Source organism: Emticicia sp. 21SJ11W-3, assembly GCF_024138715.1.
Taxonomy (GTDB): Bacteria; Bacteroidota; Bacteroidia; order Cytophagales; family Spirosomataceae; genus Emticicia; species Emticicia fluvialis.
The window spans coordinates 4832601-4844672 of sequence record NZ_CP092074.1 but is presented as its reverse complement, the minus strand read 5'-3'; the positions used below and the strand labels follow the sequence as shown (position 1 = coordinate 4844672).

The window sequence follows — 12072 nt, the reverse complement described above, 5'->3', positions numbered from 1 at the left end:
TCAAGACATGAAACGTAGAGATACACTAAAAGCACTTTCATTGAGCTCGTTGGGAATGGCCGTTTTACCAACCACCGACCTCGTAGCGGCTCCACCGGAACCAAAACCGTTTAAGACTACTCCGGCACGTATTCCGGAAGAAATAGAGAGAGATAAAAAAATAATGGCTGATAAATTCCTGACGGCGTCAGAATTAGCCACTATTGCCATATTAGTAGATATTATTATTCCGGCCGATAGTAAATCAGGTAGTGCCACACAAGCCGGCGTTCCTGCTTTTATAGAGTTTATTGTAAAAGATATGCCGCAATACCAGACACCTATCAGAGGTGGTTTAAAATGGCTGGACAACCAGAGCGGCAAGCGCTTTGGCAAAACTTTTGCCCTGATTACGCCTGCACAACGCATTGAGATTATAGAAGATATAGCGTATCCGGACGATGTAAAACCGGAGTTTAGCCAGGGTGCCTCGTTTTTCTCACAAATCAGAAACCTGACTGTAACCGGCTTCTATACCACCCGTATGGGCTTTGATGACCTCGGTTATATGGGTAACACCCCTAACGAATGGAAAGGCGTACCGCAGGATGTATTAGACAAATACGGCCTGAAATACGACCCGCTTTATGATAAGCAAGACTGATAATCATAAGCCATATATTAACCAAAAAGCCCTGAGAGATATTCTTTCGGGGCTTTTTGGTTGTTTGTAAACAATAAAAACTTCAATACAACATCCTGAACCGTATCGTCTCTTCAATATCTTTAATCTCCTGCAAAAATGCGTCGGTATAGCCTTTGTCTATATCCATAATTACGTAACCTATTTTTTCGTTGGTTTTCAGGTACTGGCCATTGATATTGATGGCATGTTTGGCAAAAATATTATTGATTTTAGCCAGAATACCCGGTACATTTTTGTGGATATGCAACAAACGGTGCGAGTCTTTCAGCAGTGGCAATTGCAGTTCCGGGAAGTTGACACTGCCCGTGGTGCTGCCGTTGTTCATAAATTCCAGCAGGCGTTCAGGTACATAATGCCCTATGCTCTCCTGTGCCTCTTCGGTACTGCCGCCGATATGTGGGGTTAAAATCACGTTCGGCAAGCCTCTTAACTCATTAATAAACTCTTCATTATTGGTTTTTGGCTCGTAAGGAAACACATCTACCCCTGCGCCTGCTACTTTGCCTTCTTTAATGGCCTCTACCAGTGCAGGTACCTCCACCACATGGCCGCGGGCAAGGTTCAGAAATATCACACCCTTTTTCATTAGTTCAAACTCGCGCTTGCCAAAAATATTGGTGTTGTCTTTACGGCCGTCTATGTGCATACTTACCACATCGGCTACGCGTAGTACTTCTTCCAGTGAGCGGCATTTTTTGGCGTTTCCAATAGGCATTTTGTCTACAATATCGTAGAAATACACTTCCATACCCAGTGCCTCACCAATTACCGATAATTGTGTGCCTATATGGCCATAACCAATCAAACCCAGTTTTTTACCACGTACCTCAAAGCTGTTATTGGCCGATTTATCCCATTTTCCGGCGTGCATACCCGTGCTTTTCTCGAAAATATTCCGGATAAGCATTATCATTTCGCCCACAGCCAGTTCAACTACCGAACGGGTGTTGCTGTAAGGCGCATTGAAAACAGCAATGCCTCTGTCGGTACATTCCTTTAAGTCGACCTGATTGGTGCCAATGCAAAACGCCCCGATAATCATTAGTTTATCGGCATTTTCAAGTACTTTTTTGGTAACATTGGTTTTTGAGCGGATACCCAGTATAGATACCCCTTTTATTTTCTCTGCCAGTTCGGCTTCATCCATCGCTCCTTTGTGGAATTCCACATCAAACCCTTCAAATTTGAAAGATTCAATGGCTACCGGGTGTACATTTTCTAACAAAAGTACCTTAATGCGGCTCTTGGGATATGACTGGCTGCGAGGTAGTTTGTTCAGGTACAAAAACTCATCGAGCGACGGCACTACGTGATCTGCAATGGCCACTACTTTTTCGCGTTCAACATTTTCGGTAAAGGCGTAAAAGCGGTTGGCAAGACCCGAGGCCCTCAGCTCATAGTCGGTGTAACCATCACCAATGGCATAAACGTCGCCTTCCAGATTCAGCGAGCGTAGCAGATTCACCTTACCGTTGGCATGTGCCAGCACGTTGTCGTTGTCAACACCAATAATGTTGTCTTCTGCATCAAAAACAAAGTTATTGGCATATACTTTATCTTCTCTCAGGCCCATGGCAGTTACCACAGGTACAATAAACTCTTTAAATCCGCCTGATATTATCAGAATATTATCGGCATACTCACGCAGGAATTTCTCATTTCTTTGAAAAGAGTCAGATACCTTGGTATGCAGTAAGTCAACAAGTTTATCAATATGGCTGCGGTTAGCGCTAAGTAACTCTATTCTTTTGTGCAGGGCTTCGCCGAACGAAATCTCGCCGTTCATGCCCATTTCGGTTAGTTTTCTTATTTCGCCTACAATTTTTTCCTGATTGGCATTACCCATCAGGGCTATATTGGCTAATTCGTCAAGCCCTTCTACTTTAGTAAAAGTACTGTCGAAATCAATTATAAAATACGGATTGCTCATGGATAACAAAGTCTCTTAAAAATAGGTATTGATGTTAAAGCCTGATTAATATAGGTTTATTACGGATTTTGCAACGCAATCTTGATATGCTCCAGATGGTGTTTACTGTGCCAGGCACCCATGTGTAAGGCCTGCGCTAAAGTCACGTTCATTTGCCGGCCTACATGGAAAAAGCTCTTGTTGAAGTCGGCGGGCGACATTGATTTCAGCAGGTGAACCCAGCGTTTATGTGTAGCTTCCAGTAGTAGCAGGGCATCTGCAAGAGGTACGGTTTCTACCTCCGGATTATTCGCCCAGCCATTTATATTTGAGCCGTATCCCTGTGTGTTATCTTCACAAAGCGTTTGTTTAAAACGGGCAAAATGCAGAATATGCATATCTGAAATATGCACCACTATTTTATGAATACTCCAGGCACCTTCGCGATAAGACTGCGCCAGTTGCTCTGCCGACAGGTTTTTAGTCAACTCGGTATATTTAGCCGGATATTGCTCTATAATGCTTACATTCTGGGCCATTTCTTCTTCAGAATACAGCTCTTCGGGTTTCCATTTGCCAATCGGAAACTGGCGCTCTTCGAGAGTCATTGCTTTAGGGAGGTTTTGTTGCAGCTCAAATTTACAGACTATTTCAGACCTAAAAACGAGCTAAGCTATTGATTTTCAATAAATAAACGAAATGTCAAGATTATTCTTGATAAAATGCAAAATATCAATAGTTGATGAAGAAGAATGCAAATATAGTAATTTTTCAGGGAACTGGGTCATAACCATGGCCTCCCCAGGGATGACAACGGCCTATTCTTTTGACGGTCAGTAAAAGGCCTTTAAAAAAACCATGTTTCTGAAATGCTTCTACCGAATACTGAGAGCAGGTAGGTGTATAGCGGCATGAGGCCGGAAACCAGGGAGAAATGCCTGCCTGATAAAGACGAACCAGAAAAATGGCGATGTGCTTCATGAGCTATTCGAATAAAAAGTATAAAGTAACTGTATGCGTAGTGAGCCTGTCGATGCCTTCCATGGTTGTGCCTGCAGCCGAAGAACGATTTACCAGATTGGCCAGGCCATGAGAAAAATGCAGCTCTGGTGCAAACTTAAAATACTCTCTGAAAATCTCAAGCCCGGTGCCGTATTCCAGGCTGAAATCGCTGGCTTTTGAGTTAAACTGCGTGGCATTTCTTCTCTTAATGGGATTGGTTTCTATGGCATATCTGACCCCGCCAAAAACATACATACGCACGTTACCACGTCTTAAAGACTTGTACTTTACCATAAGGGGGAGTTCGAACCAGGCGCTCTCGCGTGATTCCTTTCTCTCTTCAAACGGGGGTGTAGAAGCCGGGACTATGTACCTGATATCAATTTTTCTGTTATACAGGGCTACTGTGGGTAATATCCTGAAATCAAAGAAATCATTGAGCTGAATGTTGGCCACCCCACCCAGTTTCAAGCCAATGGTTGTCGGAGAAGAAACTGCATAATTGTTATTGGCTGAATTCATGAAGTAATTGTTGAACTTCATGTTCAGGTGTGTAAAAGGTATGCCTACAAAATAGCCAAATTTAACAGTTTTGGCATCATAGTCAGCCTGATAGATGCGTTTATTCATTTGCGCCCGGGCAGGCAGAAATAAACAAACCGCTATAAGAAGGCAGGCCATTCTAAACAGAAAGGCTTTTTTTTGTGAGGTAATCAGGGTTAGTGAAAAGGATACTTGGTAATTTTTCATTCAAACAAAAGAAAAGGAATCATCCATAATTCTGAAACACCCGTCAGGCCTTTTTCTTGCCGATATAGACCGTACAAATGCCAAAAGTAAGAGGCACACGTCTGGTTTCTGAATAGCCGGCCCGCTGAAATACACGAAGGAAATCGTCTCCTTCAGGAAATGCTTTGACCGACTCAGGCAGATAACTGTAAGCCGCGTTGTCTTTAGAAATTATTTTCCCGATTAAGGGTATAATAGTAGAATTATAGAACCAATATAGCTGCTTGATTATGGGTGCTTTTGGTTTTGAAAACTCAATGATTAAACAAGTGCCGCCGTCTTTAGTAACACGATACATATCGGCGAGCCCTTTTTCCAGGTTTTCAAAGTTCCTTACTCCAAAAGAAACGATAACGGCATCAAAAGTATTGTTTTCAAACAGTAATTTCTCTGAGTCGCCGCTTCTGAGTTCAATTACCTTGTCAAGGCCCAGCTTCTTCATTTTTTCACGACCCATAGCCAGCATTCCTTCAGAGATGTCTACACCTATCACTTTTTCCGGCTTCAGTTGTTTTACGGCTTCAATGGCCAGGTCGCCGGTGCCGGTAGCAATATCCAGAATTAATTGCGGTTTGGCCGAACGAAGCATTGAAATGGCTTTTTTTCGCCACCAAACATCAATGCCCACACTCAATAAACGATTCAGCAAATCATATTTGGGCGAAATGTTGTCAAACATCTCAGCAATTTGCTCGCGTTTTCCCTGTTCTTTTTCTTTATAAGGTACTACCATGTTCTAATCTCCGGAAATCTTTATACAATAACAAACAACAAAGGTACAATCACAATTCCATATTAGATAGATTTTAGGCTGATAAATGCGTTGCAGGCATAAATTATTTCAAACAAAAAAATAACGGAATAACCATCAAAAGGGTATGTCAGCCATACCTTTTCAGGCGTGAAAAACTACGCATAAACGCTTAAAATTTTACTATATACGTACCAGGGCGTATGGGCAGCTCTGAAAAGTTTTTGCCATTTTTTTTATTTTTTATTGGCCTGACATTCAATAAGATACAATTTTTTATGCGCTTTTGTTAGCTGCCAGTTCCAACTAATGTTTTTCAAACTGTATCCCTGTAACAAACAAATCCAATAAAAAATCATGAAAAAAATCATTTTAAGTGTTGTTTCGGTAGCTATTTTATTTGCTTGTTCAAAAGAAGAAACCACCACCCCACAACTATCGCTAAACGACCAGTTTAATGTTTCTGCTGAAGGCTGGAGCGCCGACTTTGCAGATTATCCGATTGGCCAGGAAACGTTCTACGAATTGACAACCAAAAAAGATGCTAAATTACCTGCGCCTCTTGATACCCTGAAAAAAGGATTCAGAATTTCAGGAAACAACCACAGCGACGACCTCTTCATGTTTCTAACCAAGAAAATGACCGTCCCTAAAGCAAACCAATTTTATAAAGGAACGTTCGAGGTTGAATTTGCATCTAATGCACCAGATGGTTCGGTAGGTGTTGGCGGGTCGCCGGCTGAAAGCGTGTATGTAGGTATTGGCCTTACTTCAACAGAACCGAAAAAAGTAGCCAATAATACCACCAAGAACCATGAGATGAACATCAAGAAAATGCAACAGGCTACCAGCGGAGACGACATGAAGGTAATTGGCAATGTGGCCAACGGAACCACCGAAAGCAAGTACAAGTTGGTAAAAAGAACCGGAGAGTTTACCGGTAAGTCTGATGCCAACGGTAACATTTGGGTAATTGTAGGAACAGACTCAGGTTTTGAAGCTACCACAACGCTTTACTACACACAAATTAAAGTAGATTTAAAAGAAGTAACATCTAAGTAGTAATTCTGGCAACGCAGAGCATCTGCTCTGGTAAGTGATTTCAGTAATTTGCATTTATGGATATTGTTTTTAGAAAACTTTACGATAAATGTCTTTCGGTAATTAAAAAAAACACAGGCCCGGCAAACTTTTGCCGGGCTTTTTTATGGTGCCTGGTTTATTTACGTATAATAATGTTTTTTTGGTTACATATTTATTTAGGCACATTTGTTGCTGTTAATTAGTGACCCAAAATATGGTAGAAAGTGATTTGTTTTTTTACTCGTATTTTTCAATAAGATTTTTTTTAACTTGTATTCGGATACCGGCTCGGAAGTATATACTTTAACAGGATATTCAAACAGGCATTTAGGGAGCACAGGTGGGGGAAACCGGTTTTGTTAAAAGGCCAGAAACTATTTATAAGGTAGATGATTAGTTGTTTTCGGTACATCAACCAATGCTTTGCATTAGCCCTGACAGGAGTTATCTTATTAGGGCTGTCTTCTTTTGCATTTGCGCAGCCTTTTAAATCTGGTGAATTAGATTTACGTAAAGCAGATTTTTCTCACAATAATAACCATATCGACCTTTCAGGCGAATGGGGCTTCTACTGGAACAAGCTGTTACCCCCCGGGCAGGCAACCAATACCAGGCCTGATTATTACATACCGCAAACTACTATCTGGAACAACCTGAAACAACTGGGTGAACCATTCAAGGCATTTGGCTACGCCACCTATACACTTAAAATTTATATAGACCACAAGAAAAACCCCCAGATATCTTTTTTTATACCGGCAGCTTATTCGAGCTATAAAATATGGATTAACTGCCAGGAACTTTCTGAAAACGGGGTGGTGGGTACTTCTAAAGAAACCTACAGCCCTTACTGGCTACCGGTTAAGAAGATGTATATGGTGCAGTCAGACACCCTGCACCTGGTAATGCAGGTGGCAAATTTTGACCATTACCGTGGTGGTTTTTCGCAGCCAATCATACTGGGCAGTAATCAGTTTATGGAAGACCTCTGGATAACCGAGCTTTCAATAGTGCTGATTCTGACGGGTATTCTGCTGATGGTTTCCCTGATATTCTTCGGGCTTTATTTCCTAGGGCAGAGAGACCCCGTTGTGATATACTTTGCCCTTTATTGTCTGGTTTACATTTACAGACTTATAGGTGTAGATAAAATTTATTACATTAATCAGGCCATACCCGGCATTGATTTCCGGATTACATTCTTTCTTGAATACTTTACCATATTCTTTTGCATTTATTTGTTTGCGAGGTTCCTCAAGGCCTTGTATCCGCGTAAAAATGTTGTGATAGACGTAGTAGAGTTTATTTGTATAGTTTACATTATCTCACTTGTTGTATCGCCTGTTTATTTCATTACGTATATTTCGCAGGGGTTCTTTTTTATTATTCTTTTCTTTGTTTCTTATAATTTATATAAGGCGCTACAGGCATTTATTCATAAGAAAAAAGGCTCTGTATTTGCCATGCTGAGTATGTCTTCTTTAGGCCTGGCAGTGGCGCTGAATATCCTGGGTTATTTTGGTTATATACAGCCGTCTTCCTATTATCTTTTCTTTGGGTATTTTGGGTTTATTTTCTTTCAGGCGCTTATTCTTTCTTACAGGTTTGTTTATTCGTTTCGGAAAGCCAGAGAAGAGGCCGAACAGGGTGCCAAGGCCAAGTCGGAGTTTCTGGCCAATATGAGCCATGAAATCAGGACACCCCTCAATGGCGTAATCGGTTTTACTGATTTGCTAATGAAAACCAAACTGGATAATACACAGCAGCAATATATGTCTACCGTTTTTCAGTCGGCCAATACATTGCTTGATATCATTAATGATATTCTGGACTTCTCTAAAATTGAAGCAGGAAAGCTGGAGATAGTGGCCGTAAAGACTGATATTCATGAATTGCTTACCCAGGTTACAGATATTATTACTTTTCAGGCAAGCCAGAAGAGCCTGGAAGTGCTGCTCAATATTCCGGCTAATGCACCCAGATACATCTGGGTAGATGTGGTTCGTTTAAAACAGATTCTGGTTAATTTGCTCAGTAATGCAGTTAAATTTACAGAAACCGGAGAAATAGAATTAAAACTGGAGGTTCTGGGCGATGTAAAGCATAATCTGAATACCTTCAGGTTTACCGTAAAAGATACAGGTATTGGCATTGCACCGCAGAATCAGGAACGGATTTTCCATGCGTTCTCGCAGGAAGACTCCTCTACCACGCGCAAGTTTGGTGGGACAGGTCTGGGGCTCACTATCTCTAATAAACTACTGGCTCTAATGTACAGTGGCCTGAAAGTTGAAAGCGAGCTGAACCGCGGCACAACTTTTTATTTTGACCTGAAGCTTAAATCAGAAGCCGGAGGGCCTGACGTATGGGAAAACCTGGATTTGTTTAAAAGGGTTTTAATTGCTGACGACAATAAGACGAACCGTACGTTGTTGAAAAGCATGCTCGATTTACGCGAAATAAGCTATGAAGAAGCAGTGAACGGTCAGGAAGTACTGGAGATGTTAGAAAGAGGTAAAAAGTTTGACCTGCTCATTATTGATTACCACATGCCGTTTCTGGATGGCCTTGATACCGTACGCATTTTACGGCACGAGCCAAAGTATCATGCCAGAAAGCTACCGGTTATGCTGATATACAGCTCAAATAACCATGAATACATCAACTCCGAATCCGAGAAATTACATATCAGGAAAAGGCTGGTGAAACCTGTAATTATGCAGAGGGTATTTGAGGCGATGTCGAATATAGCAAGGAAGTCAATTGAGGAGGTTCAAAAGTCTGATACGCCCAACCCACTGCAATATACCGACTCACGAACCCTGACCATATTAGTGGTGGAAGACAACAAAGTAAATATGCTTTTTGCCAGAACCATCTTTAAGTCGGTTTTTCCTTATGGCAGAATTTTAGAGGCCGAAAACGGAAAATTAGCCGTAGAAATTTTTAAGGCTGAAAATCCGGATATAATATTTATGGACATGCAAATGCCTGAAATGAACGGGCTGGAAGCAACCCAGGTGATTCGTGAAATGGAAACCCCTGAAAAACGGGTACCGATTATAGCCTTAACAGCCGGAACAGTAAAAGGTGAAAAAGAAAAATGTCTGGACGCCGGAATGGATGATTACATAACCAAGCCATTTGTAAAAGACACAGTAGTTCGGGTTATTCAGAAATATCTGGGCGGCGAATAGCGTTTATCTGCTAAACCATTGCAATTTACAGGTTTATATATGCCTGCAACTTGGTAGTGTTGCCAAGTTTAATTTATTTTGTTGCTTACTTCTACAAAAAAGATGCCCACAAAGATTTTTTTTAGCGCCATTGATAACGAAATCAGGAATCTGCAGTATGGCGATAGCCCGGCAGAGTTGTATCAACCCATTGATTATCTGATGTCTATCGGCGGTAAGCGGATACGCCCTTTACTTACGGTTATGGCTACCCATATATTCTCAGATAACTGGCAACAAGCCATTCGCCCGGCCATTGGGGTAGAGGTATTCCACAATTTCACCCTGATGCATGACGACATCATGGATGCAGCCCCTTTAAGGCGTGGAAAACCAACTGTTCATGAAAAATGGAACCCGAATGTAGCTATTCTTTCTGGTGACGTAATGCTGATATGTGCCTATGAATTACTGACTGACGTGAACGACCTTATATTTAAGCAGGTAATTAAAAGATTTAACCGCACAGCAGCCGAAGTATGCGAAGGCCAGCAGCAGGATATGAACTTTGCTACCCGTAACGATGTAACGGAAGAGGAGTATATTGAGATGATCAGGCAGAAAACCTCTGTCTTATTAGGGTTTGCGCTTGAATTAGGTGGAATGATAGCCAAAGCTGACCAAACCACCACAAAATTATTGTTTGAAATAGGTACCAATCTGGGTATAGGGTTTCAGCTGAAGGATGACATACTTGATGTGTACGGCGACCCGGAGAAATTTGGCAAACAGGTAGGCGGAGATATAATTGAAAACAAAAAAACGTTTTTATTGATAGAAGCACTTGCACAGGCCAAGGGTAGGGCAGAAGAGAAAGAATTGCACCAATGGCTTGCAGCCCCGGTTTTTGATAAAAATGAAAAGGTTACGGCAGTAACTACCATTTATGATTCGCTTGGCATCAGGCAACTGGCTGAGGCCAGAATGAACGATTACTTTAACAGAGGGCTGAAAGACCTTGAGAAACTGGAGGCTCCGGCTGAAAAGAAACAGCCCTTGCTGGAATTGATACAAATGCTGATTGAACGCGAAAACTAAACCGCAATGTCTATAACCATTATTATTATTATTGTTACGTCGGTAGTAAGTATTGCTGCATTCAGCAATAGTAGATTGACGTACCAGTATATCCTTAATCCTTACACAGTACACCGCCGCAACGAGTGGTGGCGATTGCTCACCTCGGGCTTTTTGCACGGCGACTTCGGGCATTTGTTCTTTAATATGTTCAGTTTGTACATATTCGGCGACGGCGTAGAGGCATATTTTGGCGCTATATTCGGTGCCAAAGCCGGATTCTTTTATTTGTTACTTTATTTGACGGGCATTATAGTAGCCAATTTACCAGATACTTTCAGGAAGAAAAATAACTCGGGTTACAATGCGCTTGGTGCATCGGGCGGGGTAGCCTCGGTAGTTTTTGCCTTTATTATGTTTGAGCCCACTGCCAAAATGGGCTTTATTCCTTTGCCTCCTATAATTCCGGCCTGGATATTTGGTATTTTGTATTTATTGTATTCAAGATACATGGCTCAAAAACAGTACGACAACATTGGCCATACGGCGCACATCTACGGTGCTTTGTGGGGTGTTGTATTTGTTACGCTTTCGTATCCGTCTATCATTACGCTATTCATCAGCAAAATTGCCAATAGTTTTTAGTAATGTTTAAAATCTTACAGCAGCCGTATCCTTTTCACCATAAGTCCGGAAAAAACCGTTTCTGGAAAAGTTTGGCAGAGGGAAGCGGCGTAGCCCTGTTTTTTATCATTTTTCAGCCTTTTGGCCTCAGCGAATGGGAGCATCCTTATAAAATTTGGGTACTGACAGGCTTTGGGGCTATTGTCAGTATCTGCACAGCTATACATCGGTTTGTTCTGCCTTCGGTTTTTCCGCGTGTCTACCATGAAAAAGTATGGGTTGTCTGGAAAGAAATTGCAGATATATTGCTGCTGCTTGCGCTTATTACAATTGCCAATATGCTGTATTCCAGCTTTTTTTTCAGCTATGTTCCGTTTTCAGTTACGGGCTTTCTGGCAATGTTCTTTATTGTAGCGCTAATTGGCCTGATACCCATTTCTTTCGGGGTAATGTCTAACTATATTATTCAGCTTAAAAAATATAATCAGACTATCATAGTGCAAGCAGTTAATGCTACCACAAAAGAAGAAGAAAAAGGAATTACTTTAAAACTGATAGCCGAAAACGAGAAAGATGTTTTAGAGCTGAAAGCTGACGATTTGCTTTTTATTGAGTCATCAGACAATTATTCTACTGTAGTCTACAATCAGGCACAAACCCTTCAAAAAGTTTTACTGAGAAGTAGTCTCACTCGTTTAGAAAACCAGATAAACCAGCCCGCTATTGTGCGTTGCCACAGGTCTTACATTGTTAATCTCAGCAAGGTTGAGAAGGTAACCGGTAATGCCCAGGGGTATAAATTGCATTTGCAACTGTTTGAATTGACTATTCCTGTAGCCCGCAAGTATTCTGAAATTGTCGATAAACTTAAATAATCATTAGCGGTTAAAACAACCGGCTTTGTCATTCTTCCCTCAAGCCTGTCAATCTCCCCTCTGCTTTGTCAAACATCCCAAAGGATTGATAACCAGCCCTT

General features: G+C 41.5%; 11 protein-coding genes. 6 read left to right on the top strand and 5 right to left on the bottom strand.

The window, feature by feature from the left end:
* Positions 1-7 precede the first annotated feature (7 nt).
* Positions 8-643 (top strand): gluconate 2-dehydrogenase subunit 3 family protein, encoded by a 636-nt coding sequence (locus tag MB380_RS20525; RefSeq protein WP_253531117.1) that lies wholly within the window; start codon positions 8-10, stop codon positions 641-643.
* 82 nt (positions 644-725) lie between these two features.
* On the opposite strand, the gene serA is transcribed toward MB380_RS20525, so the two are convergent.
* From serA to ubiE, 5 genes are all read right to left on the bottom strand, one after another.
* Complete coding sequence (gene serA / locus MB380_RS20520; RefSeq protein ID WP_253531115.1) at positions 726-2615, bottom strand: phosphoglycerate dehydrogenase; 1890 nt, start codon at positions 2613-2615, stop codon at positions 726-728.
* A 59-nt stretch (positions 2616-2674) separates the two neighbouring features.
* Positions 2675-3202, bottom strand: a complete 528-nt coding sequence (locus MB380_RS20515) for a DinB family protein (RefSeq protein WP_253531113.1) — start codon at positions 3200-3202, stop codon at positions 2675-2677.
* Positions 3203-3365: 163 nt separating this feature from the next.
* Positions 3366-3575 carry a membrane protein insertion efficiency factor YidD gene (gene yidD / locus MB380_RS20510; protein WP_101724662.1) on the bottom strand — a complete coding sequence of 70 codons (210 nt, stop codon included), beginning with the start codon at positions 3573-3575 and terminating at the stop codon, positions 3366-3368.
* 3 nt (positions 3576-3578) lie between these two features.
* Entirely contained in the window at positions 3579-4226 is a 648-nt protein-coding gene (locus MB380_RS20505; RefSeq protein ID WP_253531111.1) for a porin family protein, read from the bottom strand.
* Positions 4227-4389: 163 nt separating this feature from the next.
* Positions 4390-5118 (bottom strand): bifunctional demethylmenaquinone methyltransferase/2-methoxy-6-polyprenyl-1,4-benzoquinol methylase UbiE, encoded by a 729-nt coding sequence (gene ubiE / locus MB380_RS20500; protein WP_101724660.1) that lies wholly within the window; start codon positions 5116-5118, stop codon positions 4390-4392.
* A gap of 375 nt (positions 5119-5493) precedes the next feature.
* Between ubiE and MB380_RS20495 the strand changes: the two genes are divergently transcribed.
* The 5 genes from MB380_RS20495 to MB380_RS20475 all read left to right on the top strand — a co-directional run bounded on the left by MB380_RS20495 (position 5494) and on the right by MB380_RS20475 (position 11971).
* On the top strand, positions 5494-6198 hold the full coding sequence (locus MB380_RS20495) for a hypothetical protein (RefSeq protein ID WP_253531109.1): 705 nt from the start codon (positions 5494-5496) through the stop codon (positions 6196-6198).
* 410 nt (positions 6199-6608) lie between these two features.
* The gene (locus MB380_RS20490; protein WP_253531106.1) at positions 6609-9416 is read left to right on the top strand and encodes a response regulator; all 2808 of its coding nucleotides are present in this window, start codon (positions 6609-6611) and stop codon (positions 9414-9416) included.
* Positions 9417-9518: 102 nt separating this feature from the next.
* Complete coding sequence (locus MB380_RS20485) at positions 9519-10493, top strand: polyprenyl synthetase family protein (protein WP_253531101.1); 975 nt, start codon at positions 9519-9521, stop codon at positions 10491-10493.
* Positions 10494-10499: 6 nt separating this feature from the next.
* Positions 10500-11117 carry a rhomboid family intramembrane serine protease gene (locus MB380_RS20480; RefSeq protein ID WP_253531098.1) on the top strand — a complete coding sequence of 206 codons (618 nt, stop codon included), beginning with the start codon at positions 10500-10502 and terminating at the stop codon, positions 11115-11117.
* A gap of 2 nt (positions 11118-11119) precedes the next feature.
* On the top strand, positions 11120-11971 hold the full coding sequence (locus MB380_RS20475; protein WP_253531096.1) for a LytTR family DNA-binding domain-containing protein: 852 nt from the start codon (positions 11120-11122) through the stop codon (positions 11969-11971).
* Positions 11972-12072 lie beyond the last annotated feature (101 nt).